Source organism: Nocardioides lijunqiniae, from assembly GCF_015024225.1.
Lineage (GTDB): Bacteria > Actinomycetota > Actinomycetes > Propionibacteriales > Nocardioidaceae > Nocardioides > Nocardioides lijunqiniae.
Map to the genome: position 1 here is coordinate 395,801 of NZ_JACJGM010000001.1, position 23,077 is coordinate 418,877.

Consider the following 23,077-nt stretch of genomic DNA (forward strand, 5'->3'; position numbering starts at 1 on the left):
GCCGTCATGGAGGCCGGAGCGCTCGACCGCATGCGGGCACGCAGCCGCACGTCGCTGAGCGAGCGCCTGGTGCGGCTGCGGGTCAAGCGCTGGCACATCGTCCAGTGCGCGCTGGCGGCAGGGGCGGCCTGGTTCGTCGCCGCCGACCTGCTGGGCCACGCCACCCCGTTCTTCGCGCCCATCGCGGCGGTGGTCAGCCTCGGGACGTCCTACGGCCAGCGGCTGCGCCGCGTTGCCGAGGTGACCCTGGGCGTGGCCATCGGGGTCTTCATCGCCGACCTCCTGGTGATCCAGCTCGGCTCCGGCGCCTGGCAGCTGGTCCTGATCGTGGGGCTGGCCATGACCACCGCGTTCCTGCTCGACGGAGGGCAGCTGTTCGTGACCCAGGCGGCGGTGCAGTCGATCGTGGTCAGCACGCTGATCCCCGACCCCGGCGCCGCCCTCACCCGGTGGACCGACGCGCTGGTCGGGGGCGCGGTGGCGCTGGTGGCCGCGACGGTCGCGCCGGCAGCTCCGCTGCGACGCCCGCGGGAGCAGGCGGCGATGGTGATGGGCAAGGTCGCCGACCTGCTGCGCGCCGCGGCGGAGGTGATGGTCGACGGCGAGGCCGAGCGAGGGCTGGCGCTGCTCGCCGACGCCCGCTCGACCGACCCGCTCATCCGGGAGCTCCAGTCGGCGGCCGACGAGGGGATGTCGGTCGTGGCGTCCTCGCCGTTCCGGGTGCGCCACCGCGACAACCTGCGCCGGATGAGCGACCTGGTCGACCCCTTGGACCGCACCCTGCGCTCCACCCGGGTGCTGGTGCGCCAGACCGCGGTCGCGGCCTACCGGGACCGGCCGGTGCCGGCCTCCTACGCCGAGCTGGCGCGAGAGCTCGCGGACGCGACCGAGCTGGTGGCCGCCGAGCTGGCGGCCGACCGCATGGCCGTCGCCGCGCGGCCCGCGGTGCTGGAGGTGGGCGAGGGCACCGGGCACGTCGAGCGCTCCGACGTCCTGGCCGCCGAGGTGATCCTGGCCCAGCTGCGCTCGATCGTCGTCGACCTGCTGCTGCTCACGGGCCTGGACGAGACGGAGTCCACCGACGCGCTGCCACCGCCGCGATGAGCGACGCACCGCCGACGGCTCCCACCCGGTGGGTCCTGCACGTCGACCTCGACCAGTTCGTCGCGGCGGTCGAGGTGCTGCGCCGTCCGGAGCTGGCCGGCCTGCCGGTGGTCGTGGGTGGACGGGGCGACCCCACGGAGCGAGCGGTGGTCTCGACCGCGTCCTACGAGGCTCGCGAGCTCGGCGTCGGCTCCGGCATGCCGCTGCGGCTGGCGGTGCGCAAGGCGCCCGACGCGGTGTTCCTGCCGGTCGACGCGCCGGCCTACGACGCGGCGTCCGCGGTCGTGATGGAGGCGCTGCGCGCCCAGCGGTGGGACGGCGTGCCGGTCGACGTCGAGGTGCTCGGCTGGGACGAGGCGTTCGTGGCCCAGCGTTCGGGCGAGCGTCCGGGTGAGGGGGAGGGGGGTGGGTTCCCCCGAGAGCGTGACCGCCCTCGCGACCCGGTCGCGTTCGCCGAGCAGCTGCGAGCGGCGGTGCTGGAGGCGAGCGACCTCCACTGCTCGGTCGGGATCGGCAACAACAAGCTGCAGGCCAAGATCGCGACGGACTTCGGCAAGCCTCGAGGGGTCTACACGATCACCGACGAATCCTGGTTCGAGGAGATGGGCGAGCGTCCCACCCGGGCGCTGTGGGGGATCGGTGCCAAGACGGCGAAGCGGCTCGCGGGGCTCGGCATCGACACCGTGCGGCAGCTCGCCGAGTCCGACGTGCGGGTGCTGGCGGCGGAGCTGGGGCCGACCATGGGGCCGTGGTACCACCGCCTCGGCCGTGGCGTCGACAGCAGTCCGGTGGACCCCCAGCCCTACGTGCCTCGCGCCCACGGCCGGGAGGAGACGTTCCAGGTCGACCTCGAGGAGTGGGCCGACGTCGAGGACGCCGCGCGCCGGCTGACCCGCCGGGTGGTGGCCGACATCGACGCCGAGGGCCGTCCGGCGGCGCGCGTGGGCATCAAGGTCCGGTTCAAGCCGTTCTTCACGGTCACCCGGAGCCTGACGCTGCCCACGCCCACCAACGACCCCGACGCGCTGGCCGCGGCCGCGGTCGAGCTCCTCGGCCGCGTCGACCAGGACCGGCCGGTGCGGCTGCTGGGCGTGCGGCTGGAGATGACCGAGCCGCCGGGCGGCTACTGACCCGTGGCGCCCGAGGCGGCTAGCGCCCGGTGACCAGCCGGACGGCGCCCTCGCGGCGCGGGTCGGCCGCGGCGCTGAGCCGCCCGTCGGCCCCGACGACGGCGGCGCCGACGCCCCCGAAGTACATCGTGAGCTCGCCCTCCACCTTGAGCTCCTCCGTGGGCCGTCCGGCCCGGTGCAGGTGCACGCGCGGGTGGTCGACGGCGTCGCGCAGCGACAGGCCGCCGCTCACGTACGCCGCCAGCACCTGGGTGATCGCGGTCGTGATGCGGTCGGCGCCGGGGGAGCCGATCGCCAGCGCCGAGCCGTCGTCGTGGCGGCCGACGGTGGGCGCCATGTTGGAGAGGAGTCGCGTGCCGGGCGCCAGCCCGTGCAGGCCGCGCGGGTTGAGCTCCTGCTCGCCGAGGCAGTTGTTGAGCCAGATGCCGGTCCCGGCGGCGATGAAGCCGGCGCCGTAGCCCGAGGAGACGGTCACCGAGCAGGCCAGGCCGTCGCTGTCGGCTGCCGAGACGTGCGCCGTGGAGCCGGACTCCAGGACCGCGAGGTGGTCGCGGTCGACCTGCGCGAGGAACGCAGCGGCGGCGCCGGCGACGTCGTCGGTGTGGTCGAGCACGTCGAGGCGGTGCCCGAGCACCGCGCGCTGCGCGCGCACCAGGTGCGCGACGTCCTCCGGTGTCCAGGGTCCGCGCGGACGGTCCTCGAGCAGCCGCAGCATCGCCGCGACGCAGACCCCTCCCACCGACGGCGGCGGGGTGGTGGCCAGGGTCCACGGCCCGATGCGGGTCGAGAGCGAGGGACGCACGACCGGCGCGTACGCCGCGAGGTCCTCGTGGCCCAGGATGCCGCCGCGCTCCAGCACGTCGTCGGCGATGCGCCGCGCGAGGTCGCCGGTGTGCAGGGCCGACGGCCCGACCCTCGCGATCTCCTCGAGCGAGTCCACCAGCTCGGGCAGCAGCACGAGCCCGGTCGTCACGTGCCCCTGCTCGTCGAGCAGCGCGCGCCGGCTGGCGTCGTCCCAGCCGAAGATGTCCAGGTGCACGTAGTCGAGGTAGTAGCGCGAGGCCCGGCTCAGCGCGAAGCCGCCGCGGGCGACGTCGACGGCGGGCGCCACCAGCTCGCGCCAGGGCAGCCGTCCGTCGCGGGCGTGCACCTCGCCGAACGCCGCGACCGACCCGTGCGTCGCCACCGAGCCCGGGCCGATCGTGACGTCGACCCCGCCGCCGTAGTCGGTGGAGACGTCCCAGGTCCCGCCGCCGAGCTCGCGCCCGCCGCGCCCGGGCATGTCCATCCACCCGTCGACGGTGTACGGCGTGTCGTCCGGCGGCTGCACCGTGACGAAGCCGCCCGAGCTGAGGGAGACGATGCCGACCTCGTTGACCATGGTGACCAGCGCGGCCGCCAGGGCGGCGTCGACGGCGTTGCCGCCGGCCAGCGCGACCCGCTCGCCCGCGGCGGCGGCCGCCTCGTTGGGCGCCGCCAGCGCGACGTCGGGCACGCTCAGAGCCCGTCGCGCAGCTCGCGCACCACCGAGTCGACGACGGCGACCAGGTCGCCGCCGGTGCGCTCGGCGACGGCGCGCTGACGCTGGTACGACGCCCCGCGCCGCACGATGTCGAGCACCGAGCGGAGCTCGGCCTCACAGCCGAGCCGGTCGGCGACCGGCGAGAGCCGCTCGACGAGGTCGACGAGGTCGTCGGTCACCAGCCGCTCCTGCGACTGCGCGTCGAGGATCACGATGGCGTCGAGGCCGTAGCGCGCCGAGCGCCACTTGTTCTCCTGCACGTGCCACGGCGGCATGGTCGGCAGGGTCTCGCCCCCGGCCAGGCGGGTGTCGAGGTCGACGACCAGGCAGTGCACCAGCGCCGTCAGGGCGGCCAGCTCCTCGAAGGTCGAGACGCCGTCGCAGACCCGGGTCTCCAGCGTGCCGAGGTGCGGCGCGGGCCGGACGTCCCAGCGCACCTCCGAGAGCACGTCGATCACCCCGGTGGTGAGCTGGTCCTGCACGAAGCGCTCGTACTCGGTCCAGGTCTCGAACTGGAACGGCAGGCCGGCGGTCGGCAGCTGCTGGAACATCAGCGCCCGGTTGGAGGCGTAGCCCGTGTCAACCCCGGCCCAGATCGGCGAGGACGCCGAGAGGGCCTGGAGGTGCGGGTAGTAGGTGAGCAGCGCCGAGAGCACCGGCATCACCCGGTCGCGCTCCGGGAGGCCGACGTGCACGTGGACGCCCCAGATGAGCATCTGCCGCCCCCACCACTGGGTGCGGTTGATCAGCTCCTCGTAGCGGTGTCCCTCGGTCAGCTGCTGCGCGGTCCAGGACGCGAAGGGGTGGGTGCCGCCGCCGAACAGGTCGAGCCCCAGCTCGTCGGCGGCCGGGACCACCGCGCCCAGGGTGTCGCGCAGGCTGCCCATGGCCTCGTCCACGGTGTGGCAGACGGGCGTGACGACCTCGACGGTGTTGCGCAGCAGCTCCTGGTGCAGCCGCTCGGGGTCCGCCATCCGGTGCCGCGCCCGGGCGAAGAGGTGGGAGGCGTCGTTGCGCAGGTCGCGGGTCCTGCGGTCGACCAGCGCGAGCTCCCACTCGACGCCCAGCGTCGGCTCGGGTGACCCGTGGAAGTCGATGCGCACGCGACAAGCGAAGCACACGCCGCAGGTCAGCGGCGCGCCAGGCGCTCCAGCCACGCCTCGGCGCTGCCGTCGAACGGCGCCAGCCGGCGGTCGACCGCGGCGTGGATCCGTGCGGCGGTGGCGACGGCGAGCTCGACGACGTCCTCGGGGTAGCCCAGCTCCACCCGGTGCTGCTCGAACTCGTCCTCGTCGTCGACCCACACGCGCCCGTCGTTCCCGCGGATCACGTCGAGGTCCAGGTCGACCGCTCGCACGACGTGGTCGTCCCAGGACGGCGGCGTCGTCATGTCCACATAGGTGTGGACCGGGCCGCGGTCGGCGTGGAACGTCGCCAGCCAGCCACGCTGGTCGTCGGGGCCGGGCGCCGGCACCAGTCCCACCTGGTCGACCGGCGAGACCACGGACAAACCGGGGCGCGCCATCGGCGTGCCGCCCGGGAAGCCGAGCCAGTCGCCGTGCTCGTCGCTGCCGAGCACCACTGCGTCGAACTCCCAGTGCGGGCGGTCGCCCCACTTGGTCATCACGACCCGCACGGCGTCGCCCGGCCGGACGGTCACAGCACGCGCTTCGAGGCCCGGGCCACGACGTCCTGGTAGCGCGAGCCCAGCAGCTTGGCCCCGTGGTGCAGGGCGTGGGCGTCCCAGCCGACCAGCACCCGCGCCTTGTTGCCCAGGATCCCCTTGACGATGACCGAGGCGGCCTTCTCGGGCGTCATCTTGGCGAGCTTCTCGTCGAAGAGCTTGGCGTTGGACTCCTGGTCCTCGGCCAGGGCGGAGCGCGCGTTGCGGGCGATCGCGGTCTTGATGCCGCCCGGGTGCACCGCCGTGACGCCGACCGGGTGACCGGCGGCGAGCATCTCCTCGCGCAGCGCCTCGGTGAGGCCGCGGACGGCGTACTTCGTGGCGTTGTAGGCGCTCTGGCCCGGCATCGAGACCAGGCCGAAGAGCGAGGACAGGTTGACGACGTGCCCGTCGCCGGAGGCGATCAGGTGGGGGAGGAACTCCTTGGTGCCGTGGACCACGCCCCAGAAGTTGATGCCGACGATCCACTCCATGTCGTCGTAGTCCAGGTCGGCGAGGTTGCCCGCCAGGGCGACGCCGGCGTTGTTGATGACGACGTTGACCCGGCCGAAGTGCTCGGCCACGGCGGCGGCGTAGGCCGCGAAGGCCTCGCGGTCCGAGACGTCCAGCCGGTCGCTGCGCACCTCGGCGACGCCGAGCGCCCTCACCTGCGCGACGGTCTCGGCGAGCCCGGCCTCGTCCACGTCGGAGAGCGCGAGCAGCGAGCCGCGTCCCGCGAGGTCGAGGGCGAGCGCGCGCCCGATGCCGGAGCCGGCGCCGGTGACGACGACGACCTTGCTGTCCAGGGTCCTCATGAGTAGGCCTCCATGTCGAAGGACGCCAGGCGGCGTCGGAAGTCCGCGGTGGACCGCGGCCACAGGGTGGTGTTGCGTCCGTGCTCGTCGAGGTACCAGCTCTGGCAGCCTCCGGTCGTCCAGACGGTGCGTCTCATGCGTCGTTGCAGGGAGCGGTTCCAGCTCGCCGCGACGTCGGCCCGCGGCTCGACCGCGGCGAGGCCGCGGCGGCGTACGGTCCGGATCGCGTCGAGCACGTAGGCGACCTGCGACTCGATCATGAAGATCATGCTGGTGTGCCCCTGTCCGGTGTTGGGGCCGACCAGCAGGAACAGGTTGGGGAAGTCCGGCACGGTCGTGCCCTTGTACGCCGCCATGCCGGTGCGCTCCCACGTCTCGGCGAGCGTGTGACCGGTCCGCCCGCGCAGGTGGTGGGCGATCGGCAGGTCGGTGGTGTGGAAGCCGGTCGCCACGACCAGGACGTCGATCTCGCGCTCGGTGCCGTCGGCGGTGACGACCGCGGTGCCGGTGACCTTGGCGATCGGGTCGGTCACCAAGTCGGCGTTGTCGGCGGCGAGCGCCGGGTAGTAGGTGTTGGAGCGCAGCACCCGCTTGCAGCCGAAGGCGAACGTCGGCCGCACCCTCTCGCGCAGGGCGGGGTCGGCGATGCCCTTGTCGATGTTCCTCAGGGCCAGCAGCCGGGCCGGCGCCGCGATCCTCGGTTGCAGCGTGAAGGCCGGGACGTAGGCCTCGTGGGACCAGTAGAGGCCGGTCCGGTAGAGCCGACGCAGCCCGGGGACCCGGCGCAGCGCGGCGCGCTCGAGCCGGGAGTAGGGCCGGTCGTTGCGGGGGATCACCCACGGCGCGGTGCGCTGGTAGACGTCGAGGCGGCCGACCACGCGCTGCAGCTCCGGGATGATCTGGATGGCCGAGGCGCCGGTGCCCACCACCGCGACCCGCTTGCCGGTCAGGTCGACGCCGTGGTCCCACCGGGCGGAGTGGAAGACCTCGCCCTGGAAGCCCTCCAGGCCCGCGAGGTCCGGCAGCTTCGGCTCCTCGAGCGCGCCGGCCCCGACGACCAGGAACCGCGCCGACCACACGCCACGCGGGGTCGTGACCGTCCAGCGCCGCTCCGCCTCGTCCCAGGCGGCGTCGGTCAGGGGCGTGTCGAAGAGGAACCGGTCGAGCGTGCCCGAGTCGGCCGCGACCTGGCGGATGTAGCTCTGGATCTCGGGCTGCGGGGAGTAGCTGTTGGACCAGTCGTAGCCGGCGAAGGAGTAGGAGTAGAGCTGGCTCGGCACGTCGCAGGTGGCGCCGGGATAGGTGTTGTCGCGCCAGGTGCCGCCGACGTCGCTGCCCTTCTCGAGCACCACGAAGTCGGTCTCGCCGGCCTCCTGGAGCTTGATCGCGGCGCAGAGCCCGGCGAAGCCGGACCCGACGATCGCGTGGTCGACGAGGCGGGGAGTGGTCATGCCGCGACGGTATTGCCCTTATTGAACGAGTGTCAATAGAATGGGCGTGTGACGGCACCCGCACGGACCCGCCTCTCGCCCGACGAGCGCCGCTCCCAGCTGCTCGACCTGGGGGTGCGGCTCCTCGCGACGCGCTCGCTCGAGGAGCTGTCGATCGACATGCTCGCCGAGGAGGCCGGCATCTCCCGTGGGCTGCTCTACCACTACTTCGGCAGCAAGCACGCCTTCCACGAGGCCGTCGTACGCCGCGCGGCCGACGACCTGATCGCCCAGACCGCGCCCCCCGGGGAGGGCGAGCCGCTGGAGCGGCTGCTGGTCTCGGTCACCGCCTACGTCGACTACGTGGACGCCAACTACGAGGGCTACCTCTCGCTGGTCAAGGGCGCCGCCGGCAACGACACGCTCCGCGAGATCTACGAGGAGGCCCGCGCGGCGCTCACCGACCGGATCTTCCGCGAGGACGCCCAGGGCCAGATCATCACCGACAGCGCGACCAACCGGCTGCTCGTGCGCGGCTGGTCGGCCATGATCGAGGAGCTCGTGCTGTCCTGGCGCGCCGCACCCGACGGCGTCGCCCGCGACGAGCTGATCGCCCTCATGGCCGCCTCGCTGCCGGCCATCGTCGGGGTCATCCCGCCCGGGTGAGGTCGTAGACCGTCACCCCGTCGACCGTCTGCGCCGGGTACGTCGCCGCGACCCAGGCGCTGATCTCCGCGGCGGCCTGCGACCCGCCGTCCTGGCCGCCCATGCCCATCCCGCCGCCGCCGACGAAGTAGTGGACCTCCCCGTCGGCGACGTGCTGCTGGAACTGCGCGAGAGTCGGGCTCGGGTCGCTGCCGTTGAAGCCGCCGAGCGGCATCACCGATCGCTCGGTGGCCAGCTGGTAGCCGGCCGCGGAGTTGGCGCCCACCGTCGCGGCGACCCAGGTGTAGGAGTCGGCGTCGTCCAGGAGCATCGCGGTCAGCGCGTCCGTCGACGTGCTCCCGGCGAGCAGTCCGCCGGCGCCGCCCATCCCGCCCATCCCGCCCATCCCGCCCGGGCCGCCCGTGCTGGGTCCAGCCGTGGGGATGGAGCCGGTGTGGGCGGTGCCCACCGTCGCCAATGAGTACGCCGCCGGGCCGGCGAGCGCGGAGACCAGGGCGGCGGCCGCCACCACCGCCGCGACGCGGCGCGGCAGGTGCCGCACGCCGACGACCATCAGCGCCGCCGCGAGGCCGACCGTGGCGACGACGTAGCGCAGCCAGGGCAGCCAGTCCGGGGTGCGGTCGAGGAGGAAGAACGCCCACGCGCTGGTGAGCGCGGTCGCCACTCCGAGGGTCGCGCTGACCACCAGCGAGTCGCGCCGGTCCCAGAGCGCCCAGGCGCCGGTGCCGACGAGCGCGCCGATGGCCGGGGCCAGCGCCACGGTGTAGTAGGCGTGGTAGATCCCGGCCATGAGGCTGAACGTCAGCATCGTGACGACCAGCCAGGTCAGCCACAGCGTCAGTGAGGCGCGGGTCGCGCGGCTGCCGCGGCGGGCCAGCCACAGGGCTGCGACGCCGAGGACCAGCGCGGCCGGCACCAGCCAGGCGACCTGCCCGCCGTTCTCGGAGCCGAAGAGCCGCAGGACGCCGGTGGAGCCCCACCCGCCGCCACCGCCGACGGACCCGGTCTCCTCGCCGGTGAGCCGACCCAGACCGTTGTAGCCGAGCGTCAGCTCGAGGATCGAGTCGTCCTGCGAGCCGCCGATGTAGGGGCGGGAGCCGGCGGGCCACAGTTCGACGATCGCGACGTACCAGGCGGTGCTGGCGACCAGTGCCGCCAGCGCCACCAGCAGGTGCCCGAGGCGTCGCCAGAGCGGGACGGTCGCGAACAGGCCGTAGGCCAGCGCCAGCGCCGGCAGCACCAGGAACGCCTGCAGCATCTTGGTGAGGAACGCCAGTCCGACGAGGGCGCCGCCGAGCGCGAGCCAGCGCGCCGGGTGCACGCCCTCGACCGCGCGCAGCGTCGCGTGGGCCGCGCCGACCATCAGCAGCACCAGCAGGGCGTCGGGGTTGTTGAAGCGGAACATCAGCGCCGCGACCGGCGTCAGCGCCAGCGTCGCCCCGGCGAGGATCCCGGCCCACGCCGACCCCGTCGTACGGCGCACGGTCGCGGTCAGCAGGGCGACGGTGGCGACCCCGGCCAGCGCCTGGGGGACCAGGATGCTCCACGACGACAGCCCGAACACCCGCACCGACAGCGCCATCGGCCACAGCGCGAGCGGCGGCTTGTCCACGGTGATGGACCCGGCCGCGTCGGAGGCGCCGAAGAACATCGCGGTCCACGACTCCGAGCCGGCCTGCGCGGCCGCGGAGTAGAAGGCGTTCGCGTAGCCGGACGCACCCAGCCCCCACAGGTACAGCACCGCGGTCGCCGCCAGCAGCACGACGTACGCGCCGCGCTCGGGGCCGATCCGTCGCAGCCGCCGCAGCCGAGAGCCGGGAGGGGAGCCGGAGGGTGAGTCAGGGGAGGTGGTGGCAGCGGGTGCCCGCGTCGGCGCCGTGATCGTCATGGAACGACCCTCGCGCCGGCGCCTGAGCCACCCCCCAGCCCGACCTGTCAGTCACCTGTGGATGCCCGCCGGACTACCCCGGCGGCGCGGTCAGGCGGAGACCACGGCGGCGAGCTGGTCGAGGCCCCAGGAGAGGTCCTCGGCGGAGATGACGAGCGGGGGCGCGAGGCGGATGGTGGAGCCGTGGGTGTCCTTGGCCAGGACGCCGCGGGCCATGAGCGCCTCGCAGACCTCGCGGCCGGTGCCGACCGCCGGGTCGATGTCGACGCCGGCCCACAGGCCGCGCACGCGCACGCCGACCACGCCGTGGCCGATCATCGACTCGAGGCGCTCGCGCAGCAGGACCGACAGCTCCTCGGCGCGACGCTGGAAGTCGCCGGTGGCCAGCATGTCGACGACCGTGTGGCCCACGGCGCAGGCCAGCGGGTTGCCGCCGAACGTCGAGCCGTGCTGACCGGGCTTGAGCACGCCGAGCACGTCGCGGTCGGCCACGATCGCCGAGACCGGCACGATGCCGCCGCCGAGGGCCTTGCCGAGGATGTAGATGTCGGGGACGACGCCCTCGTGGTCGCACGCGAAGGTGCGGCCCGTGCGACCCAGACCCGCCTGGATCTCGTCGGCGGCGAAGAGCACGTTGCTGCGGGTGCAGGCCTCGCGGATGCCGCGCAGGTAGCCCTCGGGCGGGATGACCACGCCGCCCTCGCCCTGGATCGGCTCGATCAGGACGGCGACGGTGGTCTCGTCGATGGCCGCCTCGAGCGCGGCGAGGTCGCCGTAGGGCACGGTCACGAAGCCGGGGGCGAACGGGCCGAAGCCGTCGCGGGCGTCGGGGTCGTCGGAGAAGCCGACGATGGTGGTGGTGCGGCCGTGGAAGTTGCCGGACGCGACGATGATCGTGGCCCGGTCGGCGGGCACGCCCTTGACCTCGTAGCCCCACTTGCGGGCGACCTTGATCGCGGTCTCGACGGCCTCGGCGCCGGTGTTCATCGGCAGCACGAGCTCCTTGCCGCACAGGTCGCCGAGCGCGGCGCAGAAGTCGGCGAACTGGTCGTGCACGAACGCGCGGCTGGTCAGCGTGAGCTTGTCGAGCTGGGCGTGCGCGGCGGCGACGAGCGCGGGGTGGCTGTGCCCGAAGTTGAGCGCGGAGTAGCCGGCCAGCAGGTCCAGGAAGCGACCGCCGTCGACGTCGGTCATCCAGGCGCCCTCGGCGTGCGCGACGACGACCGGCAGGGGGTGGTAGTTGTGCGCGGTGCGCTCCTCGGCGCGCGCGAACTCCGCTCCGTTGGTCGCGGGCAGGTCGGTAAGCGTCATCGGGCACTCCTCGTGGTTCCGGCCGGGACTCGGTCCGTGGTTCAGCGGGTCAGGATTGTCAGACAATCCTCACGAGGAGCCTAGCGCAGGTCCACCCGGAAGCGGGTCTCGCCGGGCTCGCTGGCCAGCCGTACGACGCCGCCGTGCGCCGCCACGATCGCCTGGACCAGCGCCAGCCCGAGCCCCACGCCCCCCTCGCGCTGACGGGCCGCGTCGCCGCGGGCGAACCGCTCGAAGGCGTGCGCGACCAGGTCCGGCGCGAGGCCGGGTCCGTCGTCGGCCACCTCGAAGCCCCGCTCGGTCAGCTGCACGGTGACGTGGGTGCCCGGCGGGGTGTGCTTGCGGGCGTTGGCCAGCAGGTTGGTGACGACCTGGTGCAGCGCCTGCTCGTCGCCGATCACCTCGACGGCCTCCTCCGCGAGCTCGAGCGACCACCGGTGGCCGGGGGCGACCACGCGGGCGTCCTCGACGGCCTCCAGGAGCAGCCGGGTCAGGTCGACGGGCTCGCGGGCCAGGGGCCGCCCGGCGTCGAGGCGCGCGAGCAGCAGCAGGTCCTCCACCAGCCGGGTCATGCGCGCCGACTCCTCCTCGACCTTGGCCAGCGCGGTCGCCGCGGCCTCGGCGTCGCCGGGGCGGCGCCGCGCCAGCTCGGCGTAGCCCACGATCGTCGTCAGCGGCGTGCGCAGCTCGTGGGAGGCGTCGGCGACGAACTGGCGCACCTGCTGCTCGCTGCGGTGCCGCGCGTCCAGCGACGACTCCACGTGCGAGAGCAGGGTGTTGAGCGCGGCGCCGACCTGCCCGACCTCGGTCCGCTCGTCGGTCAGGTGCTCGGGGACCCGCTCGGTCACGCCCACCTCGCCCGACGACAGCGGCAGCGTGGCCACGGCGTGCGCGGTCTCGGCGACCTCGGTGAGCGGACGGAGCTGGCGGCGTACGACGCTCGAGGCGAGCGCGCCGGTGCTCACCAGGGCCAGGAGGGTGAGCAGCAGCTCCCAGCGCACGACCGAGGCGACCGCGTCGTCGACCGGCTCGGTCGGCAGGCCGGTGACCAGCGGGCCGTCGGCGGCGACCCGGTAGCGGCCGTGACCGGGCACGTCGACGACGTGCACCTCGCCGTCGGCGGGCACGTCGTCGAGGAGGTCGAGGGTGGCCTCGGGAAGGGACTCGCGCTGCGAGCGCTGCGCCCCCAGGATGTCGCCCTCGCCCTCGCCCCGGTCGAGGCGGGCGATCAGCGTGCCGGGCTCCTGGTTGCCGAACTCCGCCTGACCGCCCGGCGGCGGCATCGCACCGGGCCGCGGTCCGTCGCCCGCGCGTCGCACCGAGGACAGGACCTTGTCGTCCAGCTGGTCGTGGAGGTAGCCGCGCATCGCGAGTGCGGTCGCGCCACTGACCAGCAGCGCCGCCACGGCGACCAGCGCGACGGTGGTGACGACCAGCCGCGAGGCCAGCGAGCGGGGCAGCCTCATGTCGCCGGCTTCAGGACGTACCCCGCGCCGCGCATCGTGTGGATCATCGGCTGGCGGCCGGCGTCGATCTTCTTGCGCAGGTAGGAGATGTAGAGCTCGACGACGTTGGCCTGGCCGCCGAAGTCGTAGTTCCACACCCGGTCGAGGATCTGTGCCTTGCTCAGGACCCGCCGCGGGTTGCGCATCAGGAAGCGCAGCAGCTCGAACTCCGTCGCCGTCAGGCTGACCTCCGCGCCCGCGCGCCGTACCTCGTGGCTGTCCTCGTCGAGCTCGAGGTCGCCGACGACGATCACCGCCGACGACCGGGCCTGCTGCGCGCCGGCGCGACGCATGAGTGCACGCAGCCGGGCCACGACCTCCTCCAGGGAGAACGGCTTGGTGACGTAGTCGTCGCCGCCGGCGGTCAGGCCGGCGATCCGGTCCTCGACGGCGTCGCGGGCGGTGAGGAACAGGACCGGCACGCTCGGGTCGGCGGTGCGCATGCGGCGCAGGACCTCGAGGCCGTCGAAGTCCGGCAGCATCATGTCGAGCACGACGGCGTCGGGGCGCAGCTCCTTGGCGGCGGCCACCGCGCGGGTGCCGGTGTGGGCGGCCTCCACCTGCCAGCCCTCGTAGCGCAGCGCCATGCAGATCAGCTCGGCGATGTTGACCTCGTCGTCGACCACCAGCACGCGCAGCGGCGTGCCGTCGGGGCGGAGCAGGTCGCGGCTCTGGTCGGGGGCTGCCATGGGCACCACTGTGCCCCTCGGCGCTGTGGGTTTCCTGTGAGCCACGTGTGCGGACGCCACGTGCCGGCTCACGCCGTCCTCACCGGCCGGGCACAGCGTGCGCACAGCCTGCGTGACGATGCTCGGTGCCATGACCGACGAGAACCCGACCTCCCAGCCCGTAGCCCAGTCCGAGGCGCAGGCCCAGCCGCAGGCCGCATCCCAGCCGAGCCCCCAGCCCGAGCAGCGGCCCGGCTGGCGCCACCGTGTCCTGGGCCTGCGCGGCGTCGCGGCCGTCGCGATCGCCAGCCTGATCCTCGGCGGTGCCGGCGGCGCCGCCCTCGGCGCGCTGAGCGACGGCGCCGACGACGGCGGCGGTCGCGGTGGCTTCCCCGGCGGCGGACCGGGCCAGATGCAGCAGCGCGACGGTGGTCCCCAGGGTGGCCAGCAGGGCGGCCAGCAGGGTGGGCCCGGCGGCGGCCTGCCACCGGGCGGCGTGGTGCCGCCGGGCACGACCCCGCCCGACGACGTCCAGCCCGACGGCGGGACGACGGGCTCGGGCAGCACCACCTGAGCCGTCGCGGCCGCCGCACCCAACCGATCCGCGGGCTCCTCCGTCTGGAGGGGTAGAAGAGACTGCAGACCGGGAGGTGGCATGGACACGCGCGACGACGAGTTCAGCGCATACGTCGTCGAGCGCCGCGCCCACCTGTACCGCACGGCGTACCTGCTGTGCGGCGACCCGCACCGCGCCGAGGACATCACGCAGCAGGCGCTCGCCAAGCTGTACGGCGCGTGGTCGCGGGCGGTCCGCATGGACTCCGTCGACGCCTACGCACGCCGCATCGTCGTCAACGCGCACCTCGACGAGGTGCGGCGACCCTGGCAGCGCCGGGAGCGACCGTCCGCGGAGCCGGCCGAGGGCCGCGTGGCCGTGGCCGCCGGACTCAGCGTCGAGGACTCCGATGCTCTCTGGGCGGCCCTGCGGGGGCTGGCTCCCGGACAGCGGCGCGTGGTGGTGCTCCGGCACTACTGGGGCCTGTCCGTCGACGAGACCGCGGCCGACCTGGGGATCAGCCCCGGCACGGTGAAGAGCCAGACGTCCGAGGCGCTCGCGCGGCTGCGCGGCGTGCTCGGTCCGGTCGGGCAGTCCTCCACCACGGGAGAGCAGCGATGAGCCAGCACGACCACCGTCCGCACGAGAGTGACCGCGAGGACCTGGAGGAGGCGCTGCGCCGGCTGGCCGCGTCCGTCGACCCGCCCTCGGTGCCGGCCTCCGCCGACCTGGCTCGCGGCCGGCGCCGCCGCCGGCGCCAGCGGCTGGCGGTCTCGGCGGGCGTCGTCGCCGCGGTGGCCGCCATCGGCGTCGGCACCGCCGTGGTCGACGGGAGGTCGTCGGCCGAGGGCGACCCCCGCCCGCCCGTGGCCACGACGTCGCCCACGCCGGAGGTACGCGAGATCCGGCCGACTCCGGGACCGCCGGGCGGTGCGGCGGCCCCCGGCGCGCTCGACGCCGCCGACGCGATGAAGGAGATCCGCACCGATCCCGACCTCAACCGCTACCGCGACGTCCTGGCCGAGTACCTCGACCCGGAGGGCGAGCACCTCGAGAAGGGCGTCTCCAACCGGCAGTCCGGCGGGATGTCGCAGGGCACCAAGCTCGCCTGGACCAACGACGGCGAGAGCGGCATGGGCATGGTCCAGGTCACCGTCAGCGCCGGGTGGGGCGGCGTCGACGTCTGGGACTGCGGAGCCGGGTGGACCTGCCGCGACATCCCCGCGGGGCGCGGGCTGACGGCCGAGGTCGCCGAGCACGACGGGGTGACCGAGGTCGCCGTCGAGCACGACGACGGGATCGTCGTGGTCGTCGCCGTCGACGCGCTCTTCGGCAACAACTCCACCGTGCCGGTCTCCGGCATCGACCTCGGCGACGACCTGCTCGCCCGCGCGGCCGCCGACCCCCGCCTCGACCTGCCCGACTACGCCGCCGGCATCCCGCCCACGCTCGACCAGCGCACCTTCGCCCGGGTCGGTCAGCGGTTGCTGGCGGTCGGCACCGACGAGCTGGCGACGACGTACTCCGGCACCGACGCGCAGCCCTGGGTCGAGGCGGACTGGAGCGACGGCGTCGCCCGCGGGAGGCTCACCTGGGACGCGGCCCAGTCCGGCCAGCTCCAGGGCGAGGCCTACGCCTGCATGGAGGTGCAGTACCGCCGCTGCGAGATGCACCGGGTCGGCGATCGTGAGGTGTTCGTCGGCTACGCCCGTGCCACGTGGGGCGGCGGCTGGCGCGCGCTCTACGCCGGACCGTCGTACACGCTCACGGTGTCCTTCGAACCGGCAGGCGGAGGCGACCTGCCACCGGAGCGGGCGTTCGCGTTCGTCACCGACCCGCGGTGGCAGCCGACGCGGTGAGTTTCGCCGGTCGACCGGCGAAACTGGACCTTGACCGACGAAGATCTGTCGGTCAGGGTCCAGTTTCAGCGGTCAGGCTCCGCGGCGAGCAGGTCGCGCACGGCCAGCGAGGCGAAGACCATCGCCGAGCCGAGCGGCGCGCCCGGGCCGGGGTAGACCTGGCCGAACAACGAGGCGGCGGAGTTGCTCGAGGCGTAGAGGCCGGCGATCGGTGAGCCGTCCTGGCGCAGCACCCGGCCGGCGGCGTCGGTGACCAGGCCGCCCTTGGTGCCGAGGTCGGAGAGGACGAAGCGGGCGGCGTAGTAGGGCGGCCGGTCGCAGGGGGTCAAGGCCTTGTTGGGGCCCTCGCCGCCGGCGAAGAAGGTGTCGTACTCGTCGCCGCCGCGGCCGAAGTCCTCGTCGACCCCGGTCTCGCAGAAGCCGTTGAAGCGCGCGACGCTGGCACCCAGCGCGTCGGCCGGGAGGCCGGTCGCCTGTGCGAGTCCCTCCAGCGTCTCCGCCGTGACCCAGGTGCCGGCGGCGAGGTGCTCGGCCGGCTCCCCCTCGGGCATCGCGATCGCGGGGAGCCGCCCTCCCTCGCGGGAGTCGAAGACGAACCACGATGGCACCCGCGCGGGGGCCGCGTCGCCGGCGGCAGCCATCTCGCGGCCGAAGCGGTCGTAGGGGAGGCACTCGTTGGCGTAGCGCTGTCCGGCGGCGTCGACCATCAGTCCGCTGCGGAACCCGAGCGTGAAGGAGCCGCTGCCGTCGGGGTGCTCCAAGCCCGGGCAGAACCACCCCACCGCGCTGAAGTCGGTCGCGGCGCCCAGGGCGATCGCGGCCTCGATCGGCTCGCCGGTGTTGGTGCCGGCCGGAGCCATCGTCCACGCCGTGTCGCCGGGTACGCCGCGCTCCTCGCGCAGCGCGGCGTTGCCCTCGAAGCCACCGGCCGCCACCAGCACGCCGCGGGTCGCGCCGATCGTGATCGGGCCCTCGGGGGTCATCGCCGCGACGCCGACGACCCGGCCGTCGTCGTCGGTGAGCAGGCCGGTGACGGGGAGGTTGGTGCGCAGCTCGCCGCCCTCGCGCACGAGCACCGTCGCCAGCCGGGCGATCAGGGACTGACCGCCGCTGAGGGTGTTGCGCCCACCCTCGCCCGCACGGTCGCGCTCGACCGGCGGGCGCACGAGCTCGGCGACCTCGGCGGGCAGGTCGCCGCGCTTGACGTTGGTCGGCTGGATCGAGCGCCCGAGGGCCACGCGACCCGGGGCGTCGTAGTACTCCGGGAACGGCAGCCACTCGAAGTCCAGGTCCTCGTCGGCCTCGAGCTCGGCGACCAGCTCGGGCGCGTGGGCGAGGAACGCCTCGACCTTGTCCGGGTCGGCGTCCTCCAGGATCGCCTCGAGGTAGGTGCGCGCCGACTCCGTCGAGTCCGCGATGCCGGCGCGCTGCTGCACCTGGCTGCCGGGCAGCCAGCACGCGCCGCCGGAGTACGCCGACGTGCCGCCGATCAGCGGCGTCTTCTCGACCACGACGACCGACAGCCCCGCCTTCGCCGCAAGGGCCGCGCCGGTGAGCGCGCCCCCGCCCGAGCCGACCACGACCACGTCGTACTGCAGCTGTTCGGTCACCGCGCGATCCTCGCAACTAGAACCTGTTCTAGCAAGCGGGGCGGTTCTGAGACAGGCGCCGGGGCGCCTTCCTCGACCTCCGGGCCCGGTGGTTGAGGAGGTCGCGCAGCGACCGTCTCGAAACCACGGTGATCCCGGTGGGGGCCACCAGGCAGAATGGGACGGTCATGACCGAGACCCAGCTCCAGATCGTCTACCCCGCGGAGCTGCCCGTCAGCCAGCGGCGCGAGGACATCGCCGCGGCGATCCGCGACCACCAGGTCGTGATCGTGGCGGGGGAGACCGGCTCGGGCAAGACGACCCAGCTGCCCAAGATCTGCCTCGAGCTCGGCCGCGGCCGGGGCAGGGGCGGCGACGACCCCGACGGCAAGCTGATCGGTCACACCCAGCCGCGGCGGATCGCCGCGCGCTCGGTGGCCGAGCGCATCGCCGAGGAGCTCGGCACCGACCTCGGCGACCTGGTGGGCTACCAGGTGCGCTTCACCGACCGCACCTCGCGCAGCAGCCGGGTCAAGCTGATGACCGACGGCATCCTGCTGGCCGAGCTGCAGCGCGACCGCGAGCTGCGCCGCTACGACACGATCATCATCGACGAGGCCCACGAGCGCAGCCTCAACATCGACTTCCTGCTCGGCTACCTCAAGCGGCTGCTGCCGCGGCGACCCGACCTCAAGCTGATCATCACCAGCGCCACGATCGACGTCGAGCGGTTCGCGAAGCACTTCGACGCGCCCGTGGTCGAGGTGTCGGGCCGGACCTACCCCGTCGAGATCCGCTACCGGCCCCTCGTCGAGCGCCCCGAGGAGGACGAGGAGGGCGAGACCGTCGTCCGCGACCAGACCGAGGCGATCGTCGAGGCCGTGCGCGAGCTCTGCGCGGAGGGTCCCGGCGACATCCTGGTCTTCCTCCCCGGCGAGCGCGAGATCCGCGACACCGCCGACGCGCTGGGCGACGCCAAGCTCGAGCGTCTCGGCACCGTCGAGATCGTGCCGCTCTACTCCCGGCTCTCCGCCGCCGAGCAGCACCGGGTGTTCTCGTCGCACTCCGGCCGCCGGGTGGTGCTCTCGACCAACGTCGCCGAGACCTCGCTGACCGTGCCCGGCATCCGCTACGTCGTCGACTCCGGCGTCGCGCGCATCTCGCGCTACTCCGTGCGCACGAAGGTCCAGCGCCTGCCCATCGAGGCCATCAGCCAGGCCTCGGCCAACCAGCGCTCCGGCCGCTGCGGGCGCGTCGCCGCGGGCATCGCGATCCGGCTCTACTCCGAGGAGGACTTCGAGTCCCGCCCCGAGTTCACCGAGCCCGAGATCCTGCGCACCAACCTCGCCTCGGTCATCCTCCAGATGGCCTCGCTCGGCCTCGGCGAGGTCGGTCGGTTCCCGTTCGTCGAGCCGCCCGACAAGCGCAACGTCTCCGCCGGCGTGCAGCTGCTCGAGGAGCTCGGCGCGCTGTCGTCGGGCAAGCTCACCAAGCTCGGACGCCGCCTGGCGCGCCTGCCGATCGACCCCCGCCTGGCGCGGATGATCATCGAGGCCGAGCGGCTCGGCTGCGTGCGCGACGTCGCCGTCATCGCGGCCGCCCTGTCCCTGCAGGACCCGCGCGAGCGCCCGGCCGAGATGCGCCAGCAGGCCGACGAGCAGCACGCGCGCTTCAAGGACGAGACCTCCGACTTCCTGACCTTCCTCAACCTCTGGCGCTACCTCAAGGAGCAGCAGGCCCAGCTGGGCAGCAGCGCCTTCCGCCGCCTGTGCAAGCGCGAGTTCCTCAACTACCTCCGGGTCCGCGAGTGGCAGGACTTCGAGTCCCAGCTGCGTCGGGTGGCCAAGGAGATGGGCATCGAGACCGGCCCGGCCAAGGACCCGCGCAGCGAGGGGATGGACTCAGACGCGATCCACCAGGCGCTGCTCTCCGGGCTGCTCAGCCACATCGGGATCCTGGAGGAGCGCGACCGCGACAACCCGGTGCGCAAGGGCGCCCGGCGGCCGATGCGCGAGTACGTCGGCGCCCGCGGCGCCAAGTTCGCGATCTTCCCCGGTAGTGCCCTGGCCAAGCGCAACCCGCCGTTCCTGATGGCCGGTGAGCTGGTCGAGACCTCCCGGCTCTGGGCCCGCCAGAACGCCGCGATCCAGCCGGAGTGGGCGGAGCGGCTGGGCGGCGACTTGGTCAAGCGCAGCTACTCCGAGCCCCACTGGTCCAAGAAGCGCGCGGCGGTCATGGCCCACGAGAAGGTGTCCCTCTACGGCGTGCCGCTCATCGCCGACCGGCTCGTCAACTTCGGCAAGGTCGACCCCGATTACAGCCGCGAGCTGTTCATCCGTCACGCGCTCGTCTACGGCGAGTGGTCGACCCACCAGAAGTTCTTCGAGCGCAACCGCGCCCTGCTGGAGGAGGTCGAGGAGCTCGAGCACCGGCTGCGCCGCCGCGACATCGTGGTCGACGAGCACACCCTGTTCGACTTCTACGACGCCCGCGTGGGGCGCGACGTCGTCAGCGGCGCCCACTTCGACCAGTGGTGGAAGCTCAAGCGCCGCGAGGATCCCGAGTACCTCACGTTCGACCCCGAGATGCTGCGCCACACCACGGCCGGCGACGTCCGCGAGGAGGACTACCCGCAGCAGTGGTCCAGCGAGGGGCTGACCTTCCCGATCAGCTACCACTTCGAGCCCGGCAGCGCCCAGGACGGCCTGACCATCGACGTGCCCGTCGCGACGCTCAACCGGGTCGCGGCGGACGACTTCTCGTGGAACGTCCCCGGGCTGCGCGAGGAGCTCGTGACGGCGCTGATCCGCAGCCTGCCCAAGCACCTGAGGGTGAGCGTCGTGCCGGCTCCCAACACGGCGCGGGAGTTCCTCGCGGCCGTGCCGGCGGGGGAGGAGCCGCTGCTGGACGCGCTGGAGCGCCACCTGCGCTCGACCCGGGGCGTGGTCGTCCCGCGCGACGCCTGGGACTGGGCCAAGGTGCCCGAGCACCTGCGACCGACCTACCGCGTCGTCGGCGACGACGGCCGCGAGCAGGCCCGGGGCAAGGACCTGGAGGCGCTCAAGGAGCCCCTGCGCCCGCAGTTCGCGCGGGCGATGGCCGAGGTGGCCAACGACAGCGGCCTGGCCCGCACCGGGGCGACCTCCTGGGTGTTCGGCACGATCGAGGAGTCGTTCCGGCAGGTGCGCGCCGGCCACGACGTCCAGGGCTACCCCGGCCTCGTCGACGAGGGGGAGACCGTCGGGCTGGCGGTCGTCGGCTCCGAGGACGAGCGCGACGCGCGCCACCGGCTCGGCGTCACCCGGCTGCTGTCGCTCACGCTGCCGCGCGTCGACCGCCCGGTCCTCGACGCGCTGTCGAACGCCGACAAGCTCGGCCTGGCCGGCTCGCCGTACCCCTCGGTCGCCGAGCTGCTCGAGGACTGCCGGCTCGCGGTGCTCCAGGCGGTGGTCGACGAGCGGCCGCCGGTGCGCGACCAGGCGGCGTACGACGCGCTGGTCGCCGCGGCGCGTCCGGCCCAGGAGCCGGCGCTGCGCGAGGTCGTCGCCGACGTGCTGCGGGTCCTGGAGGCGTGGCGGACGACCGAGAAGCTGCTCAGCGGTCGCGCCGACATGGCCATGCTGCCGGCGCTGGCGGACATGAAGGGCCAGCTCGAGCGGCTGGTGGGTCGCGGCTTCGTCCGCGACGCCGGCGTCGCCCAGCTGCGCGCCTACCCGCGCTACCTCGCCGCCCTGCAGTCGCGGCGCGAGCGGCTGTCCCGCGGTGGGGGCGCGGTCGCGCAGGACCGGCAGCTGATGGACCGGGTCACCGAGCTCCAGGAGGCCTACCTGCACCAGGTGGCCGCGCTGCCCGAGGGCCGTCCGGCAGGCGAGCGGCTGCGCGAGGTGCGCTGGATGCTGGAGGAGTACCGGGTCTCGCTGTGGGCCCAGCAGCTCGGCACGCCCTACCCGGTCAGCGACAAGCGCCTGCGCAAGGCACTCGCCTCGACCGCGACGTAGCCTGGACGCCATGACGAGTCGGCCCCATCACCGTCCGATGCAGCGCGACGTCTCCTACTTCGACGAGATCGTCGGCGGAGCCGACCCGGCCCTGCTCACCGAGGCCGGCGACCGCGCCGCCGAGCTGCTCGTGCGCGGTGCGCGCGAGAGCGGCGACGACGCCGTGGCCGAGCGGCTGCTGCGCCTCGCTGACACCGAGGGCATCGAGTCGATCGCCGAGGTGTGGTCGGGCTCCCCGGCCGACTCGCTCGCCGGGTGCCTGTGGCGCCTCTACCTCCTGCGCTCCTGGGTCTACGCCGACTCCGCCGGGGTCGCCCGCGAGTTCGAGGCCGGACGAGCCCGCGCCCAGGTCGCCCGGGTGGTGGCCGGCGTCGCCGACCCGCCGGGCGTCGACGAGCTGCGCACCATGGTCGACGAGGTGCTGCGCGGCATCGCCGGCGGCGACTTCGCCGACGTGCTGTTCCGCGCGGCGGCCTTCGCCCGGGTGGTCGCGACCGGCCGCGCCATCCTCTCCGAGCCCTCTGACCAGCAGGTCCGCAGGATGCTGCTGCTCGCCGAGCAGCTGGAGGCGGCGGGTCACACCGAGCTCGTGCGTGGGCTGGCCTGACCCGCTAAAATAGAGTCAGAGTGCGCCGGGTCGTGAAGCCCCGGGTCCCAAAATAAGCCGCTACGAGCGGCCACGCGCCGTGAGGTGCTCTTGGTCCGGCGCACTCGCCTACCTCAGGTCCTCTCGGGCCGACGTGGAGGCGCGCGAAGACCGGCTTGCGGGCCCGCGCCTAGGCTCGGCGCATGAGTGCCACCCGCCGCCTGCTGGCCGCCCTGCGCCCGATCCTGCGACCGCGCGGGCCGGTGAGCACCACCGTCCCCGCGGAAGACCGGGCCGGCGCCGACGGCGGCACCGGTGCCGAGGGGATCGGCTACGCACCCCGCGCCGACGGGCTGCCCGACCCGGGCGAGGTCGTGTGGGCCTGGGTGCCCTACGAGGAGGACGCGAGCCGGGGCAAGGACCGGCCGGCGCTGCTGATCGGACGGCGTGGCGGGCAGCTGCTGGGTCTGATGCTCACCAGCAAGGACCACGACCGCGACGCCCAGGACGAGGCGCGGCACGGCCGGCACTGGATGGACGTCGGGAGCGGCGGCTGGGACCGGGAGGGCCGCCCCAGCGAGGTGCGTCTCGACCGGCTGCTGGTCCTCGACCCCTCCGCCGTACGCCGCGAGGGCGCGGCCCTGGACCGGCAGGTCTTCGACGCGGTCGTGTCGGCGGCCGCGCGCTTCCACCCCGGGGCGTGACATATCCGGGCACCGTCGTGGGGTGCTCGCCGGTAGGGTGGCGCCGGCGTGACCCGGCGGCCTCATCCAGGACGGACCGGCTC

General features: G+C 73.9%; 19 protein-coding genes. 9 read left to right on the forward strand and 10 right to left on the reverse strand.

The window, feature by feature from the left end:
- Window positions 1-6: 6 nt before the first annotated feature.
- Complete coding sequence (locus IRQ30_RS01900; RefSeq protein ID WP_193611347.1) at window positions 7-1,104, forward strand: FUSC family protein; 1,098 nt, start codon at window positions 7-9, stop codon at window positions 1,102-1,104.
- Entirely contained in the window at window positions 1,101-2,234 is a 1,134-nt protein-coding gene (locus IRQ30_RS01905; protein WP_193611348.1) for a DNA polymerase IV, read from the forward strand. Before IRQ30_RS01900 ends, IRQ30_RS01905 begins: the two co-directional genes overlap by 4 nt.
- Window positions 2,235-2,253: 19 nt before the next feature.
- Here IRQ30_RS01905 and IRQ30_RS01910 read toward each other — a convergent pair whose 3' ends face one another.
- The 5 genes from IRQ30_RS01910 to IRQ30_RS01930 are packed head-to-tail and all read right to left on the reverse strand — an operon-like array spanning window position 2,254 to window position 7,685.
- Window positions 2,254-3,729 (reverse strand): gamma-glutamyltransferase, encoded by a 1,476-nt coding sequence (locus IRQ30_RS01910; protein ID WP_338089525.1) that lies wholly within the window; start codon window positions 3,727-3,729, stop codon window positions 2,254-2,256.
- 2 nt (window positions 3,730-3,731) lie between these two features.
- Complete coding sequence (locus IRQ30_RS01915; RefSeq protein ID WP_193606511.1) at window positions 3,732-4,859, reverse strand: glutamate--cysteine ligase; 1,128 nt, start codon at window positions 4,857-4,859, stop codon at window positions 3,732-3,734.
- Window positions 4,860-4,885: 26 nt separating this feature from the next.
- Window positions 4,886-5,416 carry a DUF402 domain-containing protein gene (locus IRQ30_RS01920; RefSeq protein WP_193611349.1) on the reverse strand — a complete coding sequence of 177 codons (531 nt, stop codon included), beginning with the start codon at window positions 5,414-5,416 and terminating at the stop codon, window positions 4,886-4,888.
- Window positions 5,413-6,234, reverse strand: a complete 822-nt coding sequence (locus tag IRQ30_RS01925; protein WP_193611350.1) for an SDR family NAD(P)-dependent oxidoreductase — start codon at window positions 6,232-6,234, stop codon at window positions 5,413-5,415. Before IRQ30_RS01925 ends, IRQ30_RS01920 begins: the two co-directional genes overlap by 4 nt.
- Window positions 6,231-7,685 carry a flavin-containing monooxygenase gene (locus IRQ30_RS01930; protein ID WP_193611351.1) on the reverse strand — a complete coding sequence of 485 codons (1,455 nt, stop codon included), beginning with the start codon at window positions 7,683-7,685 and terminating at the stop codon, window positions 6,231-6,233. Before IRQ30_RS01930 ends, IRQ30_RS01925 begins: the two co-directional genes overlap by 4 nt.
- Window positions 7,686-7,733: 48 nt before the next feature.
- On the opposite strand from IRQ30_RS01930, the gene IRQ30_RS01935 reads away from it, so the two are divergent.
- Window positions 7,734-8,330: a TetR family transcriptional regulator gene (locus IRQ30_RS01935; protein ID WP_193611352.1), complete on the forward strand. Its 597-nt coding sequence runs from the start codon at window positions 7,734-7,736 to the stop codon at window positions 8,328-8,330.
- On the opposite strand, the gene IRQ30_RS01940 is transcribed toward IRQ30_RS01935, so the two are convergent.
- The 4 genes from IRQ30_RS01940 to IRQ30_RS01955 form a co-directional block, all read right to left on the reverse strand.
- Window positions 8,314-10,218 (reverse strand): mannosyltransferase YkcB-related protein, encoded by a 1,905-nt coding sequence (locus tag IRQ30_RS01940; protein ID WP_193611353.1) that lies wholly within the window; start codon window positions 10,216-10,218, stop codon window positions 8,314-8,316. The two genes, IRQ30_RS01935 and IRQ30_RS01940, sit on opposite strands and share 17 nt — an antisense overlap.
- 90 nt (window positions 10,219-10,308) lie before the next feature.
- Entirely contained in the window at window positions 10,309-11,529 is a 1,221-nt protein-coding gene (rocD, locus tag IRQ30_RS01945; RefSeq protein ID WP_193611354.1) for an ornithine--oxo-acid transaminase, read from the reverse strand.
- A gap of 80 nt (window positions 11,530-11,609) precedes the next feature.
- Window positions 11,610-12,995 (reverse strand): sensor histidine kinase, encoded by a 1,386-nt coding sequence (locus tag IRQ30_RS01950; RefSeq protein ID WP_193611355.1) that lies wholly within the window; start codon window positions 12,993-12,995, stop codon window positions 11,610-11,612.
- Window positions 12,992-13,723 carry a response regulator transcription factor gene (locus IRQ30_RS01955; RefSeq protein ID WP_276592199.1) on the reverse strand — a complete coding sequence of 244 codons (732 nt, stop codon included), beginning with the start codon at window positions 13,721-13,723 and terminating at the stop codon, window positions 12,992-12,994. The genes IRQ30_RS01950 and IRQ30_RS01955 overlap by 4 nt, the downstream gene beginning before the upstream one ends.
- Window positions 13,724-13,853: 130 nt before the next feature.
- Between IRQ30_RS01955 and IRQ30_RS01960 the strand changes: the two genes are divergently transcribed.
- From IRQ30_RS01960 to IRQ30_RS01970, 3 genes are all read left to right on the forward strand, one after another.
- Window positions 13,854-14,276, forward strand: a complete 423-nt coding sequence (locus tag IRQ30_RS01960) for a hypothetical protein (protein WP_193611356.1) — start codon at window positions 13,854-13,856, stop codon at window positions 14,274-14,276.
- A gap of 81 nt (window positions 14,277-14,357) precedes the next feature.
- A complete protein-coding gene (locus IRQ30_RS01965) occupies window positions 14,358-14,879 on the forward strand; it encodes a SigE family RNA polymerase sigma factor (RefSeq protein WP_193611357.1) in 522 nt (173 codons plus the stop codon).
- On the forward strand, window positions 14,876-16,117 hold the full coding sequence (locus tag IRQ30_RS01970; RefSeq protein WP_193611358.1) for a hypothetical protein: 1,242 nt from the start codon (window positions 14,876-14,878) through the stop codon (window positions 16,115-16,117). The genes IRQ30_RS01965 and IRQ30_RS01970 overlap by 4 nt, the downstream gene beginning before the upstream one ends.
- Window positions 16,118-16,182: 65 nt before the next feature.
- Here IRQ30_RS01970 and IRQ30_RS01975 read toward each other — a convergent pair whose 3' ends face one another.
- Window positions 16,183-17,727, reverse strand: a complete 1,545-nt coding sequence (locus IRQ30_RS01975; protein ID WP_338089526.1) for an FAD-dependent oxidoreductase — start codon at window positions 17,725-17,727, stop codon at window positions 16,183-16,185.
- A 92-nt stretch (window positions 17,728-17,819) separates the two neighbouring features.
- Here IRQ30_RS01975 and hrpA point away from each other — a divergent pair, with 92 nt between their 5' ends.
- From hrpA to IRQ30_RS01990, 3 genes are all read left to right on the forward strand, one after another.
- The gene (hrpA, locus tag IRQ30_RS01980) at window positions 17,820-21,704 is read left to right on the forward strand and encodes an ATP-dependent RNA helicase HrpA (protein WP_193611359.1); all 3,885 of its coding nucleotides are present in this window, start codon (window positions 17,820-17,822) and stop codon (window positions 21,702-21,704) included.
- A 10-nt stretch (window positions 21,705-21,714) separates the two neighbouring features.
- On the forward strand, window positions 21,715-22,311 hold the full coding sequence (locus tag IRQ30_RS01985; RefSeq protein WP_227466764.1) for a hypothetical protein: 597 nt from the start codon (window positions 21,715-21,717) through the stop codon (window positions 22,309-22,311).
- Between the two features lie 182 nt (window positions 22,312-22,493).
- A complete protein-coding gene (locus IRQ30_RS01990; protein ID WP_193611360.1) occupies window positions 22,494-22,994 on the forward strand; it encodes a type II toxin-antitoxin system PemK/MazF family toxin in 501 nt (166 codons plus the stop codon).
- Window positions 22,995-23,077 lie beyond the last annotated feature (83 nt).

Coding starts and splice junctions, on each gene's coding strand:
- IRQ30_RS01900 (WP_193611347.1), top strand. CDS start 7: ATGGAGGCCGGAGCGCTCGACCGCATGCGGGCACGCAGCCGCACGTCG.
- IRQ30_RS01905 (WP_193611348.1), top strand. CDS start 1,101: ATGAGCGACGCACCGCCGACGGCTCCCACCCGGTGGGTCCTGCACGTC.
- IRQ30_RS01925 (WP_193611350.1), bottom strand. CDS start 6,234: ATGAGGACCCTGGACAGCAAGGTCGTCGTCGTCACCGGCGCCGGCTCC.
- IRQ30_RS01930 (WP_193611351.1), bottom strand. CDS start 7,685: ATGACCACTCCCCGCCTCGTCGACCACGCGATCGTCGGGTCCGGCTTC.
- IRQ30_RS01940 (WP_193611353.1), bottom strand. CDS start 10,218: ATGACGATCACGGCGCCGACGCGGGCACCCGCTGCCACCACCTCCCCT.
- rocD (WP_193611354.1), bottom strand. CDS start 11,529: ATGACGCTTACCGACCTGCCCGCGACCAACGGAGCGGAGTTCGCGCGC.
- IRQ30_RS01950 (WP_193611355.1), bottom strand. CDS start 12,995: ATGAGGCTGCCCCGCTCGCTGGCCTCGCGGCTGGTCGTCACCACCGTC.
- IRQ30_RS01955 (WP_276592199.1), bottom strand. CDS start 13,723: ATGGCAGCCCCCGACCAGAGCCGCGACCTGCTCCGCCCCGACGGCACG.
- IRQ30_RS01960 (WP_193611356.1), top strand. CDS start 13,854: ATGACCGACGAGAACCCGACCTCCCAGCCCGTAGCCCAGTCCGAGGCG.
- IRQ30_RS01965 (WP_193611357.1), top strand. CDS start 14,358: ATGGACACGCGCGACGACGAGTTCAGCGCATACGTCGTCGAGCGCCGC.
- IRQ30_RS01970 (WP_193611358.1), top strand. CDS start 14,876: ATGAGCCAGCACGACCACCGTCCGCACGAGAGTGACCGCGAGGACCTG.
- IRQ30_RS01985 (WP_227466764.1), top strand. CDS start 21,715: ATGACGAGTCGGCCCCATCACCGTCCGATGCAGCGCGACGTCTCCTAC.
- IRQ30_RS01990 (WP_193611360.1), top strand. CDS start 22,494: ATGAGTGCCACCCGCCGCCTGCTGGCCGCCCTGCGCCCGATCCTGCGA.